The 23,376-nt window shown below is 63.5% G+C and carries 27 protein-coding genes, 1 tRNA gene and 1 riboswitch; of the genes, 15 read left to right on the top strand and 13 right to left on the bottom strand.

The window, feature by feature from the left end; translation table 11 throughout:
• The first annotated feature begins 14 nt into the window (after positions 1 to 14).
• From AC3WS7_RS02690 to AC3WS7_RS02675, 4 genes are all read left to right on the top strand, one after another.
• Entirely contained in the window at positions 15 to 341 is a 327-nt protein-coding gene (locus AC3WS7_RS02690) for an integration host factor subunit alpha (protein WP_492655289.1), read from the top strand.
• Positions 342 to 453: 112 nt separating this feature from the next.
• Positions 454 to 903, top strand: a complete 450-nt coding sequence (locus AC3WS7_RS02685) for a MerR family transcriptional regulator (RefSeq protein ID WP_296464355.1) — start codon at positions 454 to 456, stop codon at positions 901 to 903.
• Positions 904 to 940: 37 nt separating this feature from the next.
• Positions 941 to 1,017: transfer RNA gene (locus AC3WS7_RS02680), tRNA-Pro, on the top strand.
• A gap of 132 nt (positions 1,018 to 1,149) precedes the next feature.
• The gene (locus tag AC3WS7_RS02675) at positions 1,150 to 1,584 is read left to right on the top strand and encodes a helix-turn-helix domain-containing protein (protein ID WP_296464352.1); all 435 of its coding nucleotides are present in this window, start codon (positions 1,150 to 1,152) and stop codon (positions 1,582 to 1,584) included.
• A gap of 21 nt (positions 1,585 to 1,605) precedes the next feature.
• Here the strand turns inward: AC3WS7_RS02675 and AC3WS7_RS02670 are convergent, their stop codons facing one another.
• From AC3WS7_RS02670 to AC3WS7_RS02630, 9 genes are read right to left on the bottom strand one after another with little or no spacing between them, the layout of a single operon-like run.
• Positions 1,606 to 1,935, bottom strand: a complete 330-nt coding sequence (locus AC3WS7_RS02670; protein WP_492655288.1) for a hypothetical protein — start codon at positions 1,933 to 1,935, stop codon at positions 1,606 to 1,608.
• Positions 1,922 to 2,500 carry a thymidine kinase gene (locus AC3WS7_RS02665; protein WP_296464348.1) on the bottom strand — a complete coding sequence of 193 codons (579 nt, stop codon included), beginning with the start codon at positions 2,498 to 2,500 and terminating at the stop codon, positions 1,922 to 1,924. The genes AC3WS7_RS02670 and AC3WS7_RS02665 overlap by 14 nt, the downstream gene beginning before the upstream one ends.
• 38 nt (positions 2,501 to 2,538) lie before the next feature.
• A complete protein-coding gene (locus AC3WS7_RS02660; RefSeq protein WP_492655287.1) occupies positions 2,539 to 3,429 on the bottom strand; it encodes a phosphatase PAP2 family protein in 891 nt (296 codons plus the stop codon).
• 45 nt (positions 3,430 to 3,474) lie between these two features.
• A complete protein-coding gene (locus AC3WS7_RS02655; protein ID WP_492655286.1) occupies positions 3,475 to 4,053 on the bottom strand; it encodes a hypothetical protein in 579 nt (192 codons plus the stop codon).
• Complete coding sequence (locus AC3WS7_RS02650; RefSeq protein ID WP_492655285.1) at positions 4,046 to 5,188, bottom strand: exonuclease domain-containing protein; 1,143 nt, start codon at positions 5,186 to 5,188, stop codon at positions 4,046 to 4,048. Before AC3WS7_RS02650 ends, AC3WS7_RS02655 begins: the two co-directional genes overlap by 8 nt.
• Positions 5,182 to 5,331 carry a hypothetical protein gene (locus AC3WS7_RS02645; RefSeq protein ID WP_296464336.1) on the bottom strand — a complete coding sequence of 50 codons (150 nt, stop codon included), beginning with the start codon at positions 5,329 to 5,331 and terminating at the stop codon, positions 5,182 to 5,184. Before AC3WS7_RS02645 ends, AC3WS7_RS02650 begins: the two co-directional genes overlap by 7 nt.
• Positions 5,312 to 5,857 (bottom strand): NUDIX hydrolase, encoded by a 546-nt coding sequence (locus AC3WS7_RS02640; RefSeq protein WP_492655284.1) that lies wholly within the window; start codon positions 5,855 to 5,857, stop codon positions 5,312 to 5,314. Before AC3WS7_RS02640 ends, AC3WS7_RS02645 begins: the two co-directional genes overlap by 20 nt.
• An 8-nt stretch (positions 5,858 to 5,865) precedes the next feature.
• Positions 5,866 to 6,561: a fumarylacetoacetate hydrolase family protein gene (locus AC3WS7_RS02635; protein ID WP_492655283.1), complete on the bottom strand. Its 696-nt coding sequence runs from the start codon at positions 6,559 to 6,561 to the stop codon at positions 5,866 to 5,868.
• Between the two features lie 14 nt (positions 6,562 to 6,575).
• Positions 6,576 to 6,878: an antibiotic biosynthesis monooxygenase family protein gene (locus tag AC3WS7_RS02630; RefSeq protein WP_296464329.1), complete on the bottom strand. Its 303-nt coding sequence runs from the start codon at positions 6,876 to 6,878 to the stop codon at positions 6,576 to 6,578.
• Positions 6,879 to 6,950: 72 nt separating this feature from the next.
• Here AC3WS7_RS02630 and maiA point away from each other — a divergent pair, with 72 nt between their 5' ends.
• Together maiA and pgeF are read left to right on the top strand one after the other, a co-directional pair.
• Positions 6,951 to 7,604, top strand: coding sequence for a maleylacetoacetate isomerase (gene maiA, locus AC3WS7_RS02625; RefSeq protein ID WP_296464325.1), 654 nt, complete (start codon positions 6,951 to 6,953; stop codon positions 7,602 to 7,604).
• Positions 7,601 to 8,398 (top strand): peptidoglycan editing factor PgeF, encoded by a 798-nt coding sequence (gene pgeF / locus AC3WS7_RS02620; protein WP_492655282.1) that lies wholly within the window; start codon positions 7,601 to 7,603, stop codon positions 8,396 to 8,398. Before maiA ends, pgeF begins: the two co-directional genes overlap by 4 nt.
• Here pgeF and AC3WS7_RS02615 read toward each other — a convergent pair.
• Positions 8,330 to 8,626 (bottom strand): hypothetical protein, encoded by a 297-nt coding sequence (locus tag AC3WS7_RS02615; protein WP_296464318.1) that lies wholly within the window; start codon positions 8,624 to 8,626, stop codon positions 8,330 to 8,332. The two genes, pgeF and AC3WS7_RS02615, sit on opposite strands and share 69 nt — an antisense overlap.
• 92 nt (positions 8,627 to 8,718) lie before the next feature.
• Here AC3WS7_RS02615 and phaC point away from each other — a divergent pair, with 92 nt between their 5' ends.
• The 5 genes from phaC (at position 8,719) to AC3WS7_RS02590 (ending at position 16,649) form a co-directional block, all read left to right on the top strand.
• On the top strand, positions 8,719 to 10,452 hold the full coding sequence (gene phaC, locus AC3WS7_RS02610; protein ID WP_296464315.1) for a class I poly(R)-hydroxyalkanoic acid synthase: 1,734 nt from the start codon (positions 8,719 to 8,721) through the stop codon (positions 10,450 to 10,452).
• A 33-nt stretch (positions 10,453 to 10,485) separates the two neighbouring features.
• Complete coding sequence (locus AC3WS7_RS02605) at positions 10,486 to 11,664, top strand: acetyl-CoA C-acetyltransferase (RefSeq protein ID WP_296464313.1); 1,179 nt, start codon at positions 10,486 to 10,488, stop codon at positions 11,662 to 11,664.
• Positions 11,665 to 11,749: 85 nt separating this feature from the next.
• A complete protein-coding gene (phbB, locus tag AC3WS7_RS02600) occupies positions 11,750 to 12,487 on the top strand; it encodes an acetoacetyl-CoA reductase (RefSeq protein ID WP_296464310.1) in 738 nt (245 codons plus the stop codon).
• Between the two features lie 395 nt (positions 12,488 to 12,882).
• Positions 12,883 to 14,223 carry an HD-GYP domain-containing protein gene (locus AC3WS7_RS02595; protein WP_492655281.1) on the top strand — a complete coding sequence of 447 codons (1,341 nt, stop codon included), beginning with the start codon at positions 12,883 to 12,885 and terminating at the stop codon, positions 14,221 to 14,223.
• Complete coding sequence (locus tag AC3WS7_RS02590; RefSeq protein WP_492655280.1) at positions 14,220 to 16,649, top strand: sensor domain-containing protein; 2,430 nt, start codon at positions 14,220 to 14,222, stop codon at positions 16,647 to 16,649. Before AC3WS7_RS02595 ends, AC3WS7_RS02590 begins: the two co-directional genes overlap by 4 nt.
• Here the strand turns inward: AC3WS7_RS02590 and AC3WS7_RS02585 are convergent.
• The 3 genes from AC3WS7_RS02585 to AC3WS7_RS02575 form a co-directional block, all read right to left on the bottom strand.
• Positions 16,646 to 17,461, bottom strand: coding sequence for a sulfite exporter TauE/SafE family protein (locus tag AC3WS7_RS02585; protein ID WP_492655279.1), 816 nt, complete (start codon positions 17,459 to 17,461; stop codon positions 16,646 to 16,648). The genes AC3WS7_RS02590 and AC3WS7_RS02585 overlap by 4 nt on opposite strands.
• A 246-nt stretch (positions 17,462 to 17,707) precedes the next feature.
• The gene (locus AC3WS7_RS02580) at positions 17,708 to 18,052 is read right to left on the bottom strand and encodes a cell division protein ZapA (protein ID WP_492655278.1); all 345 of its coding nucleotides are present in this window, start codon (positions 18,050 to 18,052) and stop codon (positions 17,708 to 17,710) included.
• Positions 18,049 to 18,273, bottom strand: a complete 225-nt coding sequence (locus AC3WS7_RS02575; RefSeq protein ID WP_296464297.1) for a cell division protein ZapB — start codon at positions 18,271 to 18,273, stop codon at positions 18,049 to 18,051. Before AC3WS7_RS02575 ends, AC3WS7_RS02580 begins: the two co-directional genes overlap by 4 nt.
• A gap of 38 nt (positions 18,274 to 18,311) precedes the next feature.
• Positions 18,312 to 18,544: riboswitch (cobalamin riboswitch) on the top strand.
• 171 nt (positions 18,545 to 18,715) lie between these two features.
• Here AC3WS7_RS02575 and AC3WS7_RS02570 point away from each other — a divergent pair.
• From AC3WS7_RS02570 to AC3WS7_RS02555, 4 genes are read left to right on the top strand one after another with little or no spacing between them, the layout of a single operon-like run.
• Positions 18,716 to 20,458 (top strand): TonB-dependent receptor domain-containing protein, encoded by a 1,743-nt coding sequence (locus AC3WS7_RS02570; RefSeq protein WP_492655277.1) that lies wholly within the window; start codon positions 18,716 to 18,718, stop codon positions 20,456 to 20,458.
• Positions 20,459 to 20,463: 5 nt separating this feature from the next.
• Positions 20,464 to 21,900, top strand: coding sequence for a cobyrinic acid a,c-diamide synthase CobB (locus tag AC3WS7_RS02565; protein ID WP_492655276.1), 1,437 nt, complete (start codon positions 20,464 to 20,466; stop codon positions 21,898 to 21,900).
• Positions 21,897 to 22,748 (top strand): ABC transporter substrate-binding protein, encoded by an 852-nt coding sequence (locus AC3WS7_RS02560; protein WP_492655275.1) that lies wholly within the window; start codon positions 21,897 to 21,899, stop codon positions 22,746 to 22,748. Before AC3WS7_RS02565 ends, AC3WS7_RS02560 begins: the two co-directional genes overlap by 4 nt.
• A complete protein-coding gene (locus tag AC3WS7_RS02555; protein WP_492655274.1) occupies positions 22,745 to 23,329 on the top strand; it encodes a bifunctional adenosylcobinamide kinase/adenosylcobinamide-phosphate guanylyltransferase in 585 nt (194 codons plus the stop codon). Before AC3WS7_RS02560 ends, AC3WS7_RS02555 begins: the two co-directional genes overlap by 4 nt.
• Positions 23,330 to 23,376: the final 47 nt, after the last annotated feature.

Genomic DNA, 23,376 nt, shown 5'->3' with positions numbered 1-23,376 from the left:
AGGTTGTAGCCACCATGGATTTTTCTGTTGAGAGCCTGGAAACGCCGGCGCTGACCAAAGCCCAGTTGGCCGACATGCTGTTTGAGCAAATCGGGTTGAACAAACGAGAGTCCAAGGACATGATCGACTCGTTCTTTGACCTGATTGCGGCCAGCCTGGTGGATGGCACAGACGTGAAAATCTCCGGCTTTGGCAACTTTCAGATCCGCACCAAGGCGCCGCGGCCGGGCCGCAACCCGCGTACCGGCGAGGCGATCCCCATCCAGGCACGCCGCGTGGTGACCTTTCATGCCAGCCACAAGCTCAAAGAGCAAATCCAGGACGAAGGCAAAACGGTTTAGCGCCGTTTAGCAACACCCGACCGCCATCTGGCAGCTGGCCGCAAAATGGTCTTTGCACGCGAGTAAAAGTTAGAGTAACCTCTGCGCTTTGCCTCGTACAGCTTTGATTTAAATGGAGAAAACTCTCCCCCCCATTCCCGCCAAACGCTATTTCACCATCGGTGAGGTGGGGGATTTGTGCGGCGTAAAACCCCACGTGCTACGGTATTGGGAGCAGGAATTCACGCAGCTGCGCCCGATGAAGCGCCGTGGCAATCGCCGCTACTACCAGCACCACGAGGTGCTGATGATTCGGCGGATTCGTGATTTGCTCTACGACCAGGGTTTTACGATCAGCGGTGCGCGCAACAAGATGCAGGAGCTCCTGCAAAGTGAACGCGACAAGAAGCGCAATGGCGAAGTCATGCTCGATGGTCTGGAAGTCGTTGAAGTCGATGACATGGACTTGGATGACTTTGAAGACAGCCAGTTGGTGGATGCACCCGACCTGCCAGCGATGGAGTTGGTGCAGCTCAAGCGGGAATTGTTTGAGATTCGTGAACTTCTTGCCGAAGCAATCTGAAAGCGCCTCAAACAGAGGTTATAATTCGAGACTCGATCGGTGTGTGGCGCAGCCTGGTAGCGCACTTGCATGGGGTGCAAGGGGTCGAAGGTTCGAATCCTTTCACACCGACCACGATAAATGTCAAAAGCCTTCAAGCAGTGATGCTTGAAGGCTTTTTTCATTGGAGAATCGTGGGCGCTTGGTTGCAATCGAATGCCAAGGTACTTCATTGATGGACACTCTTTCAGGACTGGTATCTTCCCCATGAGCTCATTGATCAATTCCCTCAAATCCGAGATCGCCCGCGTTGCCCGCAAGGAGCTCAAGGATGAGTTGCTGGCCCTGCGCAAGACCGTGACAGCCCATCGCTCCGAGATTGCCGCACTCAAGCGTGAGGTCAAAGCGTTGGCTGCGGCGGTGAGGGTTGGTATGCGGGCCTCCAAGGCACGCGCGCAGGACGACACTGCTGCACCTGCGGTCGCGGCGCCGGGCATTCGCTTCAGCGCGGAGCGCTTTGCGGCACTGCGTGGCAAGCTGGGTCTGACCCAGGCCCAGATGGCCACTCTGCTGGATGTGTCTTATCTTTCGGTCCACAAATGGGAAGGGGGCAAGGCCCAGCCTCGGGCCGCCCAGCAGCAGAAGATTGCCGTGGTGATGAAGATGGGCAAGCGCGAAGCCATGCGGCGGCTGTTGGCCTGAGGCCTGGTCTGGCCCGGACCTCTAGACCAGGGCGAGTGCAGTTACAAACAGGGCTTTGACGATAGCCCAGGTCAGCACCACCAGAAGCCCCGTTTTCCATCGTACCCGTGCGGCGTTCAGCGTGTTTTCTGCCAAGGTGAAGATGGTGGCCGCGACCAGGCCGAACGCGAGCCCCAGTGCCACGCGGACCAAGAGGCGTTGCCAGAGTCCGTTGACCCCATCGTCTACCGGCTGGAACACACCTACCACCACGCCGAATACCAGCCAGCGTACCAAGTAGCCCCACCAACGGGTCCAGAGGCCCGCACCGACCTGGGGCCACGGGGGCAGCGCACTATCAGATTTTTCCATTGTCAGCCTCTTGGTAAAAACAGCGCGCGCAGGCCTGCCGGTAGCGTTCATTGCCACCAATCTCGACCTGCTGCCCTTCGCACACCCGTCGACCTTGTGCATCGATGCGGATGTTCATGGTGGCTTTGCGACCGCAGGCGCAGATGGTCTTGATTTCTTCGATGTCGTCCGCCAGCGTGAGCAGGTAGGCCGCGCCGGGAAACGGGTTGCCCTGAAAGTCCGAGCGCAGGCCAAAGCAGATGGTGGGAATGTCCACGGTGTGGGCAATCTGGTGCAGCTGGCGCACTTGCACGGGCGTCAAAAATTGCGATTCGTCGATCAGCACACAGGCCAAGTCAGTGCGCGGCGTGAGCAGGGCCAGGAAATCGGTGTCAGCGTCGAACACGCTGGCCGGGCGCTGCAGCCCCAAGCGGGAGGAAATGCTGCCGCGGCCGCTGCGGTCATCAATGCCGGCGGTGAAGAGCTGCACAGCCTGGCCTTGCTCCTCATAGTTGTAGGCAATTTGCAGCAGCGAGGTGGACTTGCCGGCATTCATTGCCGAGTAGCGGAAAAACAGTTTGGCCATGGCGCGCGTAAGAACAGTAGGAATCGCGTGAAATGTGGTTAGAGAAGGGCGGGGGCCGTGTGCGCTGGTGCCAGCCGCACCGTGCGAAGCACCCAGGGAACGAAGAGTGCCACAAACACACCGCTGACCACCCCTTTGACAGCCGACCATAACGATGGCTCCCACTGCAGCTGCAGGCCCAGAACCTTGAGCAGCTTTTGTTCACCCCAAAAAAGCAGGGCACCCAGCAGGGCCGCGCCGATGACGCGGGCCGGGCCTGTCGGTGCTGCGAACCGCAGCTTTCGGCGATCCCAGTGCAGGCAGATGGTGGCGGTGGACAGCCAGGCCGTGAGCATGGGGACATAGTCGGGTGGCTGACCGCCCGGCCAGCTCAACAGCGCCGCCATGGCTACGCCCACAATGGCCGCCAACTGCCATCCCAGAGAGTGCTGCAGCGGGCTGGGTTGGTGGCGGGCCCAGGCAAACACAAAGAGGCTGGCACCGCCCAGCAAGGCGCCGCCCAGCACGTCCTCCAGGTCGTGCACACCCAGGTACATGCGGCTGAACATCACCCCCAGTGCAATGGCGCTGCACAGACACCAGACCCAGGCACGGCGCACCTCCCAGGCCAGCCACATCCACAAGGCCACGGCCATTTGGGCGTGGCCGCTGGGCAGGCCGTAGCTGGCACCCACCAGGTCATCCAGGCGGATCTCCAGCGGTGGGCGCGGGTCCTGGAACAGGTCTTTGGCGTAGGCGTTGAGCAGCGCGTTGCTGGCCACTACCACCAGCAGGCGAAAGAACCGTTCCTTGTTCCACACCCAGTAGCCGATCGACATGAAGAACATCAAAAACGTGGCGTAGCCCAGCCACGAGAAGGCCATGGCCAACTGCGTGCCAGCGTCCGAACGCAGCGGCAATACCCACTGCAGCTCATGCAGAATGTTCATTGATTGCTCCTGTTTTTATAGCTATTAGCGCAATATCCACGGGGGCTAGGCCCCTTTTTTATTCTCAAACAAGGCCACGGCGTTGTGCGCGACCTGCAGTGTGTCGTAGTAGGCATACGCGCCCACGCTGACCGCGCCCAGCAGTGGGACAAAGCGAGAGGCACCCTTGCGCAGCGCTGCCACGGCGAGCATGCCGCCCAGCTTCTGCGCCAGGGTCTGCAGCACCTTGAGGGTGGTCGGGCGCACCACCACGCGCTCGCCCATGCGCACCGCGATGTCGCGAAACAGCTGGGCCGAGAGTTGCTTGAACAGGCAGTACAGCAGGTGCTCACGCCCCAGCGTGTGGTGCTGGCCGTAGACCGCGGCGATGTCGGCCACCATCTGCACCTGCAGCCTCCACACGCCCACCATCTCGGGCAGCACGGTAACCCAGCCCAGCCAGCCCGGCGGCAGCGAGAGCGAACCCGCCAGCAAGCTGGCCTTGCGCGCGGTGGCCCTGGCAATCGCGTGGGCGCGCTCGGCAGGGTGCTGCTGCGTGGGTTCGTTGCTGGGGGGCACCTGCACCACCAGCTCCAGAATCGCGTTGGCCATCTGCACGCGCAAGGGCAGGCTGCGTTTAGCCATGGGTGTTCTCCAGGGGAAAGACCGCGCTGTCGCGGCCCATGGGAGGTGCCAGTCGCTTGGCCAGCACGCGGTAGGTTTCCAGGTCAAACGTGAGCGCCTGCCGGCTCTGGCGTACATCGTCCAGGTCTTCGGCCGAGTGCACGGTGGCTACATGGCACCACTGGTCAAACACATGTACATCGGTGCGGCCGGTGCGTGCATGGTGCTCGCGGATGCCGATGCGGCCCGCGTGCGGCCACGCTTGCAGGGTTTGTTGCACCAGGTCCACCTGGGCCTTTTTGCTGGACTTGCGGTTGTGCAGCGGCTTGAATTCCTGGACCAGGCGTGTTTGCATCAACAAGGCACCCAGCTCGCCTGCAGTCTCATGCCACTCCACGCGGCGAATCGCCTGCGCGATGCGCGCCTCGCGCGCCACTTTTTCCGCACTCTGGAAATGGGCCAGCACGCGGGTGCGCATGTTCACGCTTTTGCCGATGTACAGCGGTGTGCTGCCCTCGCCGTAAAACAGGTACACGCCTGGGGTATCGGGGATGTCGTCCACCGGGGTTTCGAGCTGGGCGGGAGCACTGGTGCCACCACGCAGCAGGGCAGTGGCTTCGCGTTGCACCGCCTCGGCGCCCAGTTCGGCCTGGGCGAGCTGCAGCCATTGCAGCACCACCTCCACATCGCCCATGGCGCGGTGGCGGGCCTGGGTGCGCAGGCCGTGGCGCTGCATGATGGCGTCCAGCCCATGGCCCTTGTGCTGCGGGTACAGCCTGCGCGACAGGCGCACGGTGCACAGGGTCTTGACCTTGAGCGGCTTCTCCAGCCGGGCCAGCTCCTGCACCACAAAGCCATGGTCAAAACCCACGTTGTGGGCCACAAACACCGCGCCGTCCAGCAGCGCCAGCAGCCGGGGCGCCACCTGCGCAAATGTGGGCGCGTCTTCCACCATGGCATCGGTGATCCCAGTCAGGCTTTGGATGAAGGAGGGAATGGGCACGCCAGGGTTCACCAGCGTGCTCCAGCGCGCCACCTCCACGCCGTGCTCCACACGCACGGCAGCAATTTCGGTGATGCGGTCATGCACCGCGCTGCCTCCGGTGGTCTCCAGATCCAGCAAAACAAAGCAGGGCAACATGGCAGCGTTCAGCAAAACATCAGGGCCAGCCAGGCCGGATCGTCCAGCAGGTTGAAGACCACAAAAGCACCTACCTGGTACGACCGAGCCTGCAACTGCGCGCGCTGGCCGTCGTCCAGCCAGCGACCCAGCAGCGCGTCAAACAATGTCAAGGGCATGGATGCCAAAGTGGCCGGCACGGCGGTCGGCAAAGTAGCGTTCCAGCGTTTCCTTGACGGTGCGAAACGCGATCTCATCCCAGGGGATTTCGTCTTCGCGGAACAATTTGGCCTCGATAGTCTCGGTGCCGGGGTTGAACTGGTCGCTGGTCAGGCGGGCGCGGTAGAACAGGTGCACCTGGCCCACACGCGCCACATTCAGCAGGGTGAACAGGCCTTCCATCTCAAACTGCGCGCCGGCTTCTTCATCGGTCTCGCGTGCGGCCCCCTCGGCGGTGGTTTCGTTGAGCTCCATGAAGCCTGCGGGTAGGGTCCATTTGCCAAAACGCGGCTCGATATTGCGTTTGCACAGCAGCACCTGCTCACCCCAGTGCGGCACTGTGCCCACCACGTTGAGCGGGTTCTCGTAATGGATGGTGTTGCAGGCCGGGCAGACGGCGCGTTCCTTGGTGTCGCCGTCATCCGGCACGCGGTAGACCACGGCGGTGCCGCACTGTTTGCAATGGCGAATGGGGGGGCGCAGCATGGGCGCGCTCAGACCAACTGCACGTGCAGGGGCTGCAGCCCCTCCACACGGGCCAGCAGCACATCGCCGCGCACCACGGCGCCCACGCCCTCGGGCGTGCCGGTGAAGATCAGGTCGCCAGGCTGCAGCGTCCAGGCGGCGGACAGCTGTTCGATGGTCTCGGCAATGTTCCAGATCAGCTTGGCCGTGGTGCTGCGCTGGCGGTCCTGCCCATTCACCTGCAGCGCAATGGCGGCGCTGTGGATCCCGGGCACCTGGGCCGCGGGCGTAATGGGGCCAATGGGCGCCGAGAAATCAAAGCCCTTGCCGATGCACCAGGGGCGGCCTTGTTTTTTCATCTCGTTTTGCAGGTCGCGGCGCGTCATGTCCAGGCCCACGGCGTAGCCGTAGATGTGCTGGTGTGCGTCGGCTGCGGCAATGTTGGCACCGCCCTTGCCAATGGCCACGACCAGCTCCACCTCGTGGTGCAGATTGCTGGTCAGCGTGGGGTAGGGCATGGCCACGGTCTGGCCGGCCTCGGCCACCAGCGCGGCGTCGGCCGGTTTCATGAAGAAGAAGGGCGCCTCGCGGCCGGTGTGGCCCATTTCCTTGGCGTGGTCTTCGTAGTTGCGGCCCACGCAGTACATGCGGTGGATGGGGAAGCGGGCGGAAGCACCCACCACGGGGATGGACGGAATGGCAGGGGGCGTGACAACAAAGCTCATGGCGCGTTCCTTCCTTAGGCCGACTTCACCACCAGGTCAAAGTGTTCCACCACGGGGGGGGATGCAAAGAAGGGGCCCACGATGGCGCGCCACTGGGGGAACAGCTCGCCCTCGCGGAAGCCCACGGTGTGGTCTTCCAGCGTGTCCCAGAATATTTGCAGGATGTAGCGTTCGGGGCTCTCGATGCCCTTGTTGACCTTGTAGCCCTGGAAACCCTTGGCCTTGGAGATGACGTCGCGCAGGCCGCGGGCAATGGCTTCGTCAAAGGCGGCGTTTTGGCCGGGGTGGATGCGGATGTCGGCAAGTTCCAGAATCATGGGGGCTCCAGGCGGGCAAATGTCAGTGGGAGGGGCTCCAATGGTAACGGCTTCGGGTTTATCCTCGCGGGCATGAAGCTGTACAACTACTGCCGATCGTCCGCCTCGTTCCGGGTGCGCATCGCGCTCCACCTCAAAGGCCTGCCGTTTGATTACCTGCCGGTGCACCTGGTGCGTGGCGAGCAGTTGCAGGACGACCACCGCGCGTTGTCGGCCGATGGCCTGGTGCCCGTGCTGGAGGTGGACGGTCACACGCTCACCCAGTCCATGGCCATCATCGAGTACCTCGACGAAACTCGCCCCACACCGCCCCTGTTGCCCGCCAGCGCACTGGGCCGCGCCCAGGTGCGGGCGCTGGCGCAAACCATTGCCTGCGAGATCCACCCGCTCAACAACCTGCGCGTGCTCAAGTACCTCAGGCATACGCTGGAATGTGCGGAGGAGGAAAAGACCACCTGGTACCGCCACTGGGTGCGCCAGGGCCTGCTGGCTTTTGAGCGCCAGTTGGAGGTGCTGCACGCCCAGGGCCTGCGCCCCACGGCCTTTTGTTACGGCGATGCGCCCACGCTGGCCGATTGCCTGCTGGTGCCGCAAATCTTCAACGCCCGCCGCTTTGACACCGACCTGAGCGGTTTGCCGCTGACGATGGCGGCGTTTGATGCCTGCATGGCCTTGCCCGCGTTTGATGCGGCCCAGCCCAGCCGTTGCCCGGACTTCACGCCATGAGTGTTCCCGCAGACTGGCTGGTGCCAGACTGGCCGGCTCCGGCCCGAGTCAGGGCGCTGTGCACCACGCGCAGCGGCGGGCAGTCTCAAGCGCCCTATGACCTGCTGAATTTGGGGACCCATGTGGGCGACAACCTGTCGGATGTGCAGGCCAACCGCGCCGTGTTGCAGCGTGCGCTGGCCGTGCGGCCCGTGTTTCTGGAGCAGGTGCATGGCACGCAAGTGCAGCTGCTCGATAGCACGGTGCCTGACGGTGCCCAAGCCGACGCCTGCCTGGCCACCCAGCCCGGCGTAGCCTGCACCATCATGGTGGCGGATTGCCTGCCCATCCTCTTGTGCGACGCCAGTGGCAGTTGGGTGGCCGCAGCCCACGCGGGTTGGCGCGGGCTGGCCGGGCAGGGGGGTGTGGGGGTGGTAGAGAGCACGCTAGCCACCGTTTATGCATCAAATCGTACTCCAGCCCCCGTGGATAGTGCGCCATTAGCTCCTGAAATCATAGCGTGGCTGGGGCCCTGCATAGGCCCTGCGGCGTTTGAGGTGGGGGACGAGGTGCGTCGTGCGTTTCTAGACGGCACACCCGGCGCAGCGGACTGCTTTGTACCGGCCAACGCTGGCAAATGGCTGGCCAACCTGTCGGCGCTGGCGCGGCAGCGCTTGCTGGCGGCGGGCGTGCAAGCCATCTACGGCAATGACGGCAGCACGCCCTGGTGCACTGTCAGCAATCCCTCACGCTTCTTTTCCCACCGGCGGGACCGGGTCAGTGGGCGTCTGGCTGCCTGTGTCTGGCTGGATTGACGCTGCGGCGTGGGCCGCAATGGCGGCTTCGCGCTCCGCCACCTCCTGCGCCCGGATTTTGCGTTTGCGTGCCGGCGTGCCCATGAAGTACACCATCAGGGCGATAGGCAGCACCCCGTAAAGGACAAAGGTGACGATGGCGCCCAGCACGGTGCCATTGGAGTTGGTGGCTTCGGCCACACTCATCATGAGGGCGACGTAGAGCCAGGCGATCGGAATGATGTACATAGGGTTTCTCTTGGTGTATGTCAGGATAGCGCAGGTCTTGGACTGCCATACTTGGGCGTTAGACTAGAGACACTAATTCCGAAGGTGATGGCGTGACCCAACCCAATTCCGACTTTTTGGCCCAGGCAACGCAACAATTTCAGCAGGCCTTCACCCAGAGCTGGTCCAAGGCGCTGGAATCCTTTCAGGGCTTGGACCTGGGAGCGGCCGGTGCGGGCTTCCCCGCCATGGCCGAAAAACCACCTGAAATCCATTTCGCCCCCGAGAAACTCCAGGCCCTACAGCAGCAGTACCTGCAGGATGCCATGGGCCTGTTCAGCCAGGGCCTGAGCCACCCCACCCAAGCCCCCGCCAGTACCGACCGCCGTTTTGCCGCGCCCGCCTGGGGCGACAACCCCATGGCCGCCTACGCCGCCGCCGTCTACCTGCTCAACGCGCGCACCCTCATGGGCCTGGCCGAGGCCGTGGACGCCGATGCCAAGACCAAGAGTCGCATCCGTTTTGCCGTGGAGCAGTGGATGGCCGCCGCCGCCCCCAGCAACTTTTTGGCCTTCAACGCCGAGGCGCAGAAGAAGGCCCTTGAGACCAAGGGCGAGAGCATTGCCAAAGGCATGAAGAACCTGGTGCACGACATCCAGCAGGGCCATGTCTCCATGACGGACGAAAGCCTGTTCGAGGTAGGCAAAAACGTGGCCACCACCGAAGGCGCGGTGGTGTTCGAGAACGAGCTGTTCCAGCTCATCGAATACAAGCCACTCACCGCCAAGGTTTTTGAGAAGCCATTTTTGCTGGTGCCCCCGTGCATCAACAAGTTCTACATTCTGGACCTGCAGCCCGAGAACTCGCTGATTCGCTATGCGGTGGAGCAGGGCCACCGCACCTTTGTGGTGAGCTGGCGCAACCCCGACGCCACACTGGCCCACAAGACCTGGGACGACTACATCGAGCACGCCGTCATCCGCGCCATTGGCGTGGCCAAGGACATCAGCGGCTCACCCACCATCAACGCGCTGGGCTTTTGCGTGGGGGGCACCATGCTGGGCACCGCGTTGGGCGTGTTGGCCGCGCGTGGCGAAAAACCGGTGGACAGCGCCACCTTCCTCACGACCTTCCTCGATTTTTCGGACACCGGCATCCTCGATGTGTTTATTGACGAAAGCTTCGTCAAATACCGCGAAGGCGAGTTGGGCAAGGGCGGCCTCATGAAGGGCCAGGACCTGGCCAGCACCTTCAGCTTTTTGCGCCCCAACGACCTGGTCTGGAACTACGTGGTGGGCAACTACCTCAAGGGAGAAACCCCGCCGCCGTTTGACCTGCTGTACTGGAACAGCGACAGCACCAACCTGCCGGGCCCGTACTACGCCTGGTACCTGCGCAACACCTACCTCGAAAACAACCTGGTCAAGCCCGGCAAGCTCACCGTGTGTGGCGAGAAGCTGGACTTGCGGATGGTGGATATGCCGGTCTACATCTACGGCTCGCGGGAGGACCACATCGTGCCGATTGGCGGCGCCTATGCGTCCACGCAGGTGTTGCCGGGCAAAAAGCGCTTTGTGCAAGGCGCATCGGGCCACATTGCCGGCGTGATCAACCCGCCGGCCAAAAACAAACGCAGCCACTGGATCCGTGCCGACGGCAAACTGCCCAAGACGCATGCTCAGTGGCTGGAGGGCGCGACCGAGCATGCCGGCAGCTGGTGGACCGACTGGTCCCAGTGGCTCAAGGGCCATGCTGGCAAGCAAATTGCTGCGCCCAAGAGCTATGGCAAAGGCAAGTACAAAGCCATAGAGGCGGCTCCCGGACGTTACGTGCAAGCCAAGGCTTGAGATTTTTTAGATTCATTAGAAGGAGACACCTATATGGAAGACATCGTGATCGTTGCTGCAGCCCGTACTGCAGTGGGCAAATTTGGTGGCTCTTTGGCCAAAATCCCCGCCACCGAGCTGGGTAGCCTCGTCATCAAGAGCCTGCTGGAGCGCAGTGGCTTGCCGGTGGACGCCGTGGGCGAAGTGATCCTGGGCCAGGTGCTGGCCGCAGGCGTGGGCCAGAACCCCGCGCGCCAGGCCGGCATCAAGTCCGGCCTCGCCAAAGAGACACCCGCACTCACCATCAACGCCGTGTGTGGCTCCGGCCTCAAGGCCGTGATGCTGGCGGCCCAGTCCGTGGCCTGGGGCGACAGCGAGATCGTCATTGCCGGAGGTCAGGAGAACATGAGTGCATCGCCCCACGTGCTGCTGGGCAGCCGCGACGGCCAGCGCATGGGCGACTGGAAGATGGTGGACACCATGATCACCGACGGCCTGTGGGACGTGTACAACCAGTACCACATGGGCATTACTGCCGAAAACGTGGCCAAGGCCCAAGGCATCACCCGCGAACAGCAGGACGCCCTGGCGCTGGGCAGCCAGCAAAAGGCGGCAGCGGCGCAAGAGGCGGGCAAGTTCAAAACCGAAATCGTTCCGGTGTCCATCCCCCAGCGCAAGGGCGACCCCATCGTGTTTGATGCGGACGAATTCATCAACAAGAAAACCAACGCCGAAGCCCTGGCCGGCCTGCGCCCCGCGTTTGACAAGGCGGGCAGTGTGACTGCCGGCAATGCCTCCGGCATCAACGACGGCGCCGCTGGCGTGGTGGTGATGACGGCCAAGAAGGCCGCGGCCCTGGGCCTCACGCCCCTGGCGCGCATTGCCAGCTTTGGCACCACCGGCCTGGACCCCGCCCTCATGGGCCTGGGCCCGGTGTCGGCCACCCAGCGTGCCCTGGCCCGCGCGGGCTGGAAGGCGCAGGACGTAGACCTGTTTGAACTGAACGAAGCCTTTGCGGCCCAAGCCTGCGCCGTCAACAAGCTGCTGGACATCGACCCCGCCAAGGTGAACGTGAACGGTGGCGCCATCGCCATCGGCCACCCCATCGGCGCGTCCGGTGCCCGCATCCTGGTGACGCTGCTGCACGAAATGCAGCGCAGCGGCGCCAAGAAGGGCGTAGCCTCGCTGTGCATTGGCGGCGGCATGGGCGTGGCCCTGGCCGTTGAGCGTTAAGTATGTTTTTGGCTGCCAGACCGCATGGAATATGCGCTGGCAGCTCTTGTTTTCATAGCGGTTAGATTTAAAAAGAGGACACAAAATGAGCCAAAAAGTAGCGTACGTCACCGGTGGCATGGGTGGTATCGGTACCGCCATCTGCCAGCGCCTGCACAAAGAGGGCTTCAAGGTCATTGCGGGCTGCGGCCCCACACGCGATCACGCCAAATGGCTGGCTGAGCAAAAGGCGCTGGGCTACACCTTCTACGCTTCGGTGGGCAATGTGGGAGATTGGGATTCCACCGTGGAAGCCTTTGGCAAGACCAAGGCCGAGCATGGCAGCATCGATGTGCTGGTGAACAACGCCGGCATCACGCGTGACCGTATGTTCCTGAAGATGAGCCGCGAGGATTGGGATGCCGTGATGAGCACCAACCTGGATTCCATGTTCAACGTCACCAAGCAAGTGGTGCCGGACATGGTCGAAAAGGGCTGGGGCCGCATCATCAACATCTCCTCGGTCAACGGTGAGAAAGGCCAGGCCGGCCAGACCAACTACTCGGCTGCCAAGGCCGGCATGCACGGTTTCTCGATGGCGCTGGCGCAGGAGCTGGCCACCAAAGGCGTGACCGTGAACACCGTGAGCCCCGGTTATATCGGCACCGACATGGTCAAGGCAATTCGTGAAGATGTGCTCGCCAAGATTGTCGCCACCGTGCCGGTTAAACGCCTGGGCGAACCTTCCGAGATCGCGTCCATCATCGCCTGGCTGGCCTCTGACGAGGGTGGCTACGCCACCGGCGCCGATTTTTCGGTCAACGGCGGTTTGCACATGGGGTGATCCCCAGGCAGCTGTGCCCCGGCCCAGGCCGGAGGTATTCCAAAAGGCCCGCTGCGTGCGGGCCTTTTGCGTGGTGCCACGGGGCCCTAGGGCAGTGAAAGTGTGAGGTTGTAAATGCCGCTCAGATGGGGGGCACGACCGCAGGGTTGTCTGCCGAAGGAAGATAGAACAGGCTCACCGAGAGCGGCGCGATGGTGGGTGGTGTGGCGGGGCCCAGCACGGCTTGGTGCGGCATAAACCGGGTAAAAAATGCGGTGTCATGGGTATTTTTGGACGCTGGGCAGGTGTTTCTCGTCCGGTGAGTTGGCATGGACCACAGCGTACAAGGATACGGACTGTTGCAGATATACAGAAACTGAAGGCCAAAGTAGATTTTTTCCCTAGGGACGTGGGGTATGCTCAGCACACTTGACAGACGCACTGCGCATCGCAAGCCACTGAATATGACCATTGAAGATTCCGTTTGGGTAGATATAAAGTCGCTACGTTTGGGGCTTTATATTGAGCTGGATGTGGGCTGGATGTCCCATCCCTTCCCCACGGGAAGCTTCAAGATCAGTTCCCCCAAGCAGATCGAGACCCTGCAGACTCTGGGCTTGACCCGCATCCGCTGCCTCCCCTCCAAGAGCGACCCCGATCCCGCTGTCGAGCAAGCAGCAGCCGGTGCACAGGCACATGCCGCTGCGCTGGACGAGCGCCAACTGGCGGCGCTGCGCGACAAAGAGCAACGTCGTCTGCGCGCTACCGCACTGGCAGCGCAGGACCGCGCCCTGGTGGTGTGCGAGCGCCGTTTTGGTGAATCGGTGCGCCTGTACCGCAAAACACTGGACCAGGTGCAGACCCAGCCCAAGGTGGTGGCTGAGCAATGCCAGTCCATGGTGGCCGCCTATGTGTCCGAGCTGCTGGATCATGGCGAAGCCTCCATTCGCTTGCTCTCCGAGGCGGCGGGCGACAAGTCTTCAATGCATCCGGTCAATGTGACCGTTATCTCACTGCTGCTGGGCAAGGCTATGGGCTTGCAGGCAGGCGAATTGCAAGACTTGGGCATGGCGGCCTTTTTGCATGACATTGGCAAGGTCAATGTGCCGGACCGGGTGCGCTGGGTGGAGGAAAACTTCTCCACCGCCGAGTACCGCATGTACCAGGAGCACGTGGCCCAGGGCGTGAACCTGGCCCGGGCCATGGAGCTGCGCCCTGGCGCGCTGCTGGCGCTGGCACAGCACCACGAGCTGGCCGATGGCAGTGGGTTTCCGGCCCGTATCCGGGGCGAAGCCATGTCGGTGGCTGGCCGTATCTTGGCGTTGGTGAACCGCTATGACAACCTGTGCAATCCCGGTCGCCCTGCCACAGCCCTGACACCGCACGAAGCGCTGTCGTTGATCTTTGCGCAGCTCAAGACCCGCTTCGACGCCGCCGCCCTGAGCGCCTTCATCCGCATGATGGGGGTGTACCCGCCGGGCTCGGTGGTGCAGCTGATCGACGACCGCTACGCCATCGTGGTGTCGGTCAACTCGGCACGCCCGCTCAAGCCGCGTGTGATCGTGCACGAGCCCAGTGTGCCCAAGCACGAGGCCTTGATCCTGGACCTGGAGCACGCGCCGCAGTTGGGCATCCGGCGCAGCCTGAAGCCGGCCAGTTTGCCGCCCTCAGCCCTCGACTACCTGGCACCACGCCAACGCATTTGCTATTTCTTTGAACAGGCCCCAGACCTCGAGTTGCCTGCGCAGCCTGCATGACCGACGCGGGCCTGGCGGAGCTGCTGGACGGCACGCTTGACGCCATCTGGCTGGTAGACCCCAAGACCCTGCGCATCACCGCCGTCAACCCGGCGGCCGCCAGCTTAGTTGGCCTGCCCGCAAACACGCTGGTCGGCATGCCCGCCATTGCGCTGGCCGTAACCCCCGAGGACATGTTTTTCTGGGAGGACGTGGCCGCGGGCCTGGCGCATGCCATCCACTCCAACGCCATGCTGCGCGGAGCGGATGGGGACGCCGTTGCCGTGGAGCGCAAGGTCAGCCGGATCTGGTTGACCCCGGACACTCCCTGCTACCTGGTGGCACTGCGCGATCTGCGCGCCGAGAAAGCGGCAGAAGAAACGCTGGAGCACCGGGTGTCGGAACTCAGCGCCACGCTGGAGTCCACCGGGGACGGCATTCTGGTCATCGATCTGCAGGGGCAGGTGCGCAACTTCAACCAGCGGTTTGCCGATTTATGGGCCCTGCCCGGGGCGCTGCACGGCAGCCAGGCACACGGTGAGCTGGCTGCGTATCTGCAAGCGCAGGTGCTGGACCAGCCGGCCTACGAAGCTGCGGCCCAGGCCCTGGCCTTGGACGACACCGTGGAACAGGTGGACATTCTGCGCCTGCGTAGCGGCCGGATTCTGGAGCGCCGCTCGGTGCCCCAGCGTAGCCGCAATCGGGTACGCGGGCGGGTGTACTCGTTTCGTGATGTCACGCAACACCTGCAGTCCGAAGGGCAACTGCGCCTGGCGGCCAAGGTCTTCGATTCCAGCCCGGAGGCGGTCTTCATTACCAACGCTGCCTTTGAGGTGCTGCAGGCCAATCCGCGCTGCGTTGCGCTCGCCGGGCCCGCCTCGGGGCAACTTTTGGGTACATCGGCGCGGCAGTTGTTCCATGACCCCACACGGCCGCAGCTGTTCGCCGAAATCGAAATGGCGCTGCTGGCCCATGGTTTCTGGTCGGGTGAGGTCTGGCGCAGCATGGGTGAGACCCCTGTGGCGGTAGAGGTGTCCTGGGTCGCACTGCAGGATGCACAAGGCCAACTGAGCCACACGGTGGGCTTTTTCAAAGACATGACCGAGCGCCTGGAGGCGCAACGTCGCATCGAAAAATTGGCCTATCGCGATGTGCTCACGGGCCTGCCCAACCGTCTCTTGCTGGGGCAGCGCGTGGAGTTTGCCCTGCGTCTGGCCGAGCGCGGAGGGGGCGACTTCGCCATTCTTTTCATTGACCTGGACCGTTTCAAGAACATCAACGACTCGCTGGGCCATGCCTTTGGCGACCGCGTACTGATGGAGGTGGCCGACCGCATCCTGCACTGCATGCGCGATGTGGACACGCTGAGCCGCATGGGCGGCGACGAGTTCGTGGCGTTTTTGCAGGATGCCGATGCCATGGGGGCCGAGGTGGCAGCGCGGCGCATTCTGGATGCGCTGGCCCAGCCTTTCCTGGTCGACGAGATGAATTTTTCGCTGGGCTGCAGCATCGGTGTGGCCATGTACCCGGCCGACGGGCGCACGCTGGACGACCTGATCAAGTGCGCCGATACCGCCATGTACCGCGTGAAGGAGCGGGGCCGGGGCAACTTCCGTTTCTACCAGCCGCAGATGAATGTGGACCTGCTCTCGCGCATGAAGATGGACCACGCCATGCGCCGTGCCATGGAGTCGGGCCTGTACCGCCTGCACTACCAGCCCCAGGTGGCGCTGGATGATGGCCGCCTGCTGGGCGCGGAGGCGCTGGTGCGCTGGACTGATCCCGAGCTGGGCGTGGTGTCACCGGCCACCTTCATTCCGCTGGCCGAGGAGTCGGGCTTCATCATCACCATCGGCAGCTGGGTCATGCAGGAGGCGGTGCGCCAGGCTGCCGTCTGGCAGCGTGGCGGGCGGCCACTCGTGGTGTCGGTCAACGTGTCGGCCCTGCAGTTCCAGCAGCCCGATTTTGTGGAGCGTGTGGCCGCCTGCATTGCCGATGCGGAACTGAACCCTGCACTGCTGGAGCTGGAGCTTACCGAGTCCATCCTGGTGCAAGACGCCAATGAGGCCTTGGCCCGCCTGCATGCGCTGGCCGGCCTGGGTGTGAGCCTGGCCATTGACGACTTTGGTACGGGCTACTCCAGCTTGGCCTATCTGAAAAAATTTCCCATCTCCAAGCTCAAGATCGACCGCACCTTTGTGATGGGCTTGCCCGAAGACGAAAGTGACCGCGCCATCGTGGGCGCTACTGTGGCCATGGCACGCGCGCTCAAGCTCTCGGTGGTGGCCGAAGGGGTAGAGACCCAGGCCCAGTGCGACTACCTGCGGGAGCTGCAGTGTGCGTCGTTTCAGGGGTTCTTATGCTCGCCGGGGCTGCCGGCAGCCGAGTTTGAGGTGCTTGCCGCGCGGCTCACACCGCCGCCGCTGCCCGGGGCTCTGGGCTTCTAGCCGCGCAAGCCCTTGTAGAGCATGTAGGCAGCCAGCAGGTAGAGCACCATGGCAAAGGTGCGCTTGAGCTTGGCGATCGGCAGGCGGTGCGCGGTGCGGGCACCCAGCGGTGCGGTCAGCACGCTGCAGCTGGCAATCACCAGCAGGCCTGGCAGCCACACATAGCCCAGTGACCAGGCGGGCAGCCCGGCCACGCCGCTGCCGCTCCACACATAGCCGGTCGTGTTGGCCAGTGCAATCGGAAAGCCCAGTGCCGCACTGGTGGCCACGGCGTTGAGGATGGGCACATTAAATGCCACCATGAAGGGCACACTGACAAAGCCACCGCCTGCACCCACCAAGCCTGACAAAAAGCCGATGACGCTGCCGGTGGCGGTTTGCCCGGCCATGCCGGGCATCTGACGGCTGGGTTTGGGTTTTTTGTCCAAAAACATCTGCGTGGCCGAGTAACCCACAAAGGCTGCAAACAGCAGCGCCAGCGTGGTGCCTTTGAGCAGCGCGAACACGCCCAGGCTGGCCAGGGCCCCGCCCAGCACGATACCGGGGGCCAGGCCCTTGACCAGGTCCCAGCGCACGGCGCCGCGCTGGTGGTGGGCGCGCACGCTGGAGATGCTGGTAAACATGATGGTGGCCATGGAGGTGGCAATCGCCATCTTCACCGCCAGGTCGGCCGGAATGCCGCGGGCCGAGAGAATCAGGGTGAGAAAGGGGCCAATCAGCATGCCGCCGCCTATGCCCAGCAGCCCTGCCATAAAACCGGTGGCCAGGCCCAAGGTAGCCAACTCGCCAATCAGCAGAGGTTCGAAGGTCATGCGGGGAAGTCGGGAAGTGAAGGGTGTCTGTGAAGGCCACCGGACCGGCATCCTGAACCGGGGTTCAGGTGGGCGAGGTCAGCACCAGCATTGGGTTCATCTAACGCGAGATGATCACGCTTGCGGGGCAATGTTCCAAGCCCTGGCTCAATGAGCATTGGTTCAAGGAAATATAAAGCCCGGCAGCTTCACAGACAACGCTATTGTAGGCCGGGCCACGTGCCGTGCGCAGGCAAACGCGCAGGTTTAAAGCAGGCGGCCGTCTTCGCCCAGTGCCGCGTCCAGCCGTTCCAGCAGGGAGTTCAGCAGCAGGCCGCCATCGGCTGCGGGCAGCGCTGTGGTGGCGGGACTGGTGGTTGCGACCTCGGCACTGGCTGGCGCTGTCGTCACGGGGCGTTCCGACAGGTCAAAGGCCAGGTTCAGCGCAGCCAGCACCGCAATGCGGTCGCGGGCCCGCACCTTGCCGGCGTCGCGGATCTTGCACATGGCGGTGTCCACGCGCTCCACGGCTTCCAGCAAGCGGGCGTCGCCGCCTTCGGGGCAGCCCAGCAGGTAACTCTGCCCCATGATTTGAACTTCAAGCTGTTTCATGGTGCGTCTTTGTGCGTGGCCAGGGCGTCAGGTAAGCGTTCCAGCAGCGCATCGACCCGGGCCCGTGCGGCATTGAGGCGTGACTTCAAGCCGTCGCGCTCATGGGTCAGTGTCTCCACCTGCGAAGCGAGCAGGGCGTTGGTGCGCTGCAGCTCGGCGTAGCGCACCAACAGGCGCTCCACGCGTTCGGCAATTTGGTCGATGGGGATCTGGTTCGACATAGATCGCACATTGTAGGGTGAGCGAAAGCTGGGGCAGCGTAAAATGCGCCCGTTGGTGCTCGCGGTGTGGTTCACACGCCGCAGTTCAACGGGAAGCAGGAGGGATAAGCCGGCAACGGCCAACCTAACCTGCGCTGCCCCCGCAACGGTAAGTGGACGAGTCCTTGAACTCCGCTTCCATCACGGCCACTGAGCGTATCGAACACACGCTTGGGAAGGCGATGGAGGTTGCTTCCACCAGCCCGGATACCGGCCAACACGGTGGAGGTGCGTCTGGCGCGCCTCCGTGATGCCCATGCCTGGCGGGGAAGCCGGGGAGGGTTCCTGTTCGGGTTTTGCTTTCATGACATGGTGTATTTCTGGAGTGCGATGTTCGGCACTTCTGCTCGCCTTATGGGCTTCGTCTGCGCAGGCGGAGTCTTCGCGTACCCTCAAGGAGGTGGTGGTCACCGCCACCCGGGTGGAACAACCCCTCGCCGATTTGCTGGCTGATGTGTCCATCATTGACCGCGATGCCATTGAGCGCAGCGGTGCCGCTTCGCTACCCGACGTATTGCGGGGACTTCCCGGTGTGGAAATGGTGCGCAACGGTGGAGCGGGTGCCTCCACCTCGGTCTACCTGCGCGGTGCGGAGTCGCGGTTTACAGCGGTGTATGTGAATGGTGTGCGCATGGATTCGCAGGCCACGGGTGGCGTGTCGTGGGAGGCAATTCCACTGGCCCAGATCGAGCGTGTGGAGGTGCTGCGTGGGCCCGCAGCTGCAGTCTATGGCTCGGACGCACTGGGCGGCGTGATCCAGATTTTCACGCGCAAGGGGGATGGCGTTTTTTCCCCCTCGGTGAGCCTGGGTGTGGGCAACTATGGGACCTCGAAACTGGATGTGGCGCTCAGTGGGGGGGAAGGGCACTGGGATTACGCGCTCGCCCTGGGCACCGAGAGCAGCAAGGGTTTTAATGCGCGCGTGCAAGCAGGTCAAAACCCGGACGATGATGGCTACAAAAGTGACTCTGCCAGCCTGCGGCTGGGAGCGGCACTGTTGGCCGGGCACCGCCTGGAAGCCAGTTTTCTGGGCAATGATCAGAACTCCCAATACGACAGCACCGGTGTGGTGGACAACCGCAATCTGCGCCAGGTGCAGGCGACTGGACTGAGCTGGAGCGGCGCGTGGAGCGACGCCTACCGCACCACCGTGAGCGTGAACGAGTCTGTAGAACGCTACGAAACCCTTCCCAGCCCGTACGTGACCAAGACCCTTCTGCGGGGCTACCTGTTGCAAAACGAATGGCGCGCGGGCACCCACCTGCTTACCGCCACGCTGGAGCGGCGCGAGGACTTGCTCAACAACGCCAGCACCACGCCCCGCGATACCAGTCGTTTTCAGAATGCGCTGGCGCTGGGGTATGGTCTGGCGGGTGAGGTGCATTCGGTGCAGGCCAATATCCGTCGGGATCAGGACAGTGAGTTTGGCCCGCAAGCTACCGGCAGCCTGGCCTATGGCTATGCCATCACGCCGCAATGGCGCGCCACGCTGGCCAGCAGCACGGCGTTTCGGGCACCCACCCTGTACCAACGCTTCAGCGTCTACGGCACCGCCGACCTGCAGCCGGAAACCAGCCGCAACCAGGAGCTGGCACTGCGTTACCGCCAGGGCCCCGCACAGTTTGCGGCCACGGTTTACTTCAACGAGGTCAGCAACCTGATCAGCTACACAGCCCGTACCGGCAGTTGTATCAACAACCGGCCGCCAGTGGCACTGTCATCCCGGGGCTGCTACCTCAACACGGCGCGTGCCCGCTACCGCGGGGTGACGCTGTCGGCCCAGTCTATGGTGGCCGATGTGCATTGGCATGCGTCGCTGGACTTGCAAGACCCCCGAGATGGCGTCACGGGTGACCTGCTGGCACGCCGTGCCACGCACCATGCCGTGCTAGGGGGCAGCACTCGTTGGGGTGTCTGGTCTATGGGGGCGCAAGCCCTGCTGTCTTCGGCGCGTTATGACAAAGTACCGAATGCCACTGTGTTGCCCGCCTATGCGGTGCTCAATGTGTCCGCCACGCGTCCGCTGTCTCCCCAATGGAGCGTATTGGTGCGCGTGGACAATGCAACCGATGCCAACTACCAACTGGCAGAAACCTATGCCACCGCTAGCCGCACCCTGTATGTAGGCCTGAAATGGGCGCCCTGACATTTATGCAAACCACCGCCACATGCCCCGCCATCCTGATCGCCGCACCCGCCTCCGGGCAGGGCAAGACGACGGTCACCTCGGCACTGGCACGTTTGCACACGCGCCAGGGGCGGCGCGTGCGGGTGTTCAAGTGCGGCCCGGATTTTCTGGACCCCTGCTGGCACGCACTGGCCAGCGGTGCACCGGTGTACCAGATGGACCTGTGGATGACGGGGGAGGCCGATTGCCGTGCGCGCCTGCATGCGGCAGCACTGGAGGCCGATCTCATCATCGTGGAAGGTGTGATGGGGCTGTTTGATGGCGAGCCCAGCGCGGCCGATCTGGCGCAGCGCTTTGGCTTGCCGGTGCTGGCGGTGGTGGATGCTTCGGGCATGGTGGGCACCTTTGGGGCGCTGGCGTTTGGCTTGCAGCATTACCGGGCAGATATGCCCTGGGCGGGTGTGCTGGCCAACCGCGTGGCCAATGTGCGCCATGCGGGCATGCTGCAGGCCAGCGTAGCGCCCGAGCAATGGTTGGGCGCAGTGCTGCGCAATGCCACCATGGCCTTGCCCAAGCGCCACCTGGGCCTGACGGTGGCCACCGAGGTGGTGGACGCCATGGAGCGCCTGGACGCGGCGGCGGATGCGCTGGCCACTACACCGCTGGGGCAGATGACGCTGGAGGATTTGCAGCGTTGGGCTGTTGACTTCGTTGCACCGGAAATCCCCCTTCCTATGGCGCCAGGCGGCTGGGCGGCAGAACGTTCTGCTGCGTGTCCCCCGACCGCTTTGCGGTCTCCTCCTTTACTTCCGCAGAACGCTCTGACGCCCAGCCACCTTCCATTGTTTGGAACTACCGTTGCTGTTGCGCGTGATGCGGCCTTCTGTTTTATCTACGCTGCCAATCTCGACACGCTGCGCGCGTTGGGGGCCGAGCTGGTGTTTTTCTCTCCGCTGGCCGATGCGGCGCTGCCGGCGTGCGACGCGCTGTGGATTCCCGGTGGCTACCCCGAGTTGCATGCCGAAACGATTGCGGCCAACAAGGCTTTCAAAAACAGCCTGACTGCGCATGTTGCCGCTGGCAAGCCCGTGTGGGCCGAGTGCGGCGGCATGATGGCCTTGTTCGACACGCTGGTGACGTTGGACGGCCAGCGTCACGCGCAATGGGGGGTGCTGCCCGGCGAAGTGACCATGCAGAAGCTGCTGGCAGGCCTGGGGCCACAGCAGTTGGCTTTGGAAAGCGGCACCTTGCGTGGCCATACCTTCCATTACTCGACCACGGCCACGCCCTTGCAGCCTGCCGTGCGCACCTCCCGCCCCCATACGGAGCCGTCTGACGACGCAGGGGAGGCCGTGTGGCAAGTGGGCGGCGTGCGGGCCAGTTACTTCCACGCCTGGTTCCCGTCCTGCCCCGAAGCGGTGGTGGAGCTGTTCACTGCGTCTGTGGAGGTGACGGCGTGAGCGTCGACCTGCTGCACTTCCACCCCGGCCCGCAGCGCATCGTCTGCCTGACGGAAGAGACCACCGAGTGGCTCTACCTGCTGGGCCAGGAGGCACGCATTGTGGGCATCTCGGGCTATACGGTGCGGCCCAAGCGTGCGCGCGACGAGAAGCCGCGTGTCAGTGCCTTCCTGAGTGCCAAGCTGGACAAGATCATGGAGCTGCAGCCCGACTGCGTGCTGGGCTTCTCCGACCTGCAGGCCGACATTGCGGCGGATGTGGTCAAGCGCGGCGTGCAGGTCACCATCTTCAACCAGCGCAGCGTGGCCGAGATTTTCTCCATGCTGTTCCAGCTGGCCGCCATGGTGGGCGAGGCAGAGCAGGGCGCGCAGCGCGTTGCGCAGATGCAGGCGGACTTGCGCGCCATGCAGGCGGCAGTGGCTACCAAGGTGGCCGCTGGTGCACGCCGCCCCAAGGTCTTTTTTGAAGAATGGGACAGCCCGCACATCAGCGCCATCCGCTGGGTGTCGGAGCTGGTCGGCATGGCGGGGGGCGACGACTGTTTCCCGGAACTGGCGGCCGAGTCGCTGGGCAAGAACCGCATCATTGCGGACGGTGCCGAGATAGTCCGCCGCAACCCCGACATCATCCTGGGCTCCTGGTGCGGCAAGAAATTCCGGCCCGAGGCCGTGGCGGTCCGCGAGGGTTGGGGCGCGGTGAACGCCGTGCGCCACCAGCAGCTGTTTGAAATCAAGTCGCCCGACATCCTGCAGCCCGGTCCTGCCGCGCTGACCGATGGCGTGGCCAAGATGCACCAGATCATCCTGCAGTGGATGAACGCAGACCAGGCGGGGGCGTTCCGATCATGAGCGCCATGACGATTGCGAAAAGTGAACTCATTCTGGGCGGCCAGAAGAGTGGCAAGTCGCGCCGCGCCGAGCTGCTGGCACGCCAGTGGCTGGACCAGAGCCGTGATCACCGCGCCGTGCTGATCGCCACCGCCCAGCCCTGGGACGACGAGATGCGCCAGCGCATTGCCCGGCATCAGGCTGACCGTGCGGAGCGCGTGCCCGGCATGACCACGGTGGAAGAATCCTTGGCGTTGGCCGAGGCCATCCAGACGCATGGCGGCGCCGACACGCTGCTGATGGTGGACTGTCTGACGCTGTGGCTCACCAATCTGCGCATGCCTGCAGAATATGAGTCAAATATGCCTCTAGCCCCCGTGGATACTACGCCAATAGCTTCTCTTTTGATAGCAATTGCACAGGCGCCCGGCCCCGTGGTCCTGGTGGGTAACGAGATTGGTCTGGGCGTGATCCCCATGGGACGCGAGGTGCGTGCCTTTGTGGATGCGCTGGGCAGGCTGAATCAGGACGTGGCCGCCACCTGCCAACGCGTGACGCTGATGGCCGCCGGCCTGCCGCTGACCTTGAAAGACGCCGCATGACCATGACCTGCGCCGGATTATTTCAACAGATCAGGCATTGGCTGGAA

Source organism: Rhodoferax sp. EU05-FHT12H12 (assembly GCF_058791215.1).
This window is presented reverse-complemented; position numbering and strand designations above follow the sequence as displayed.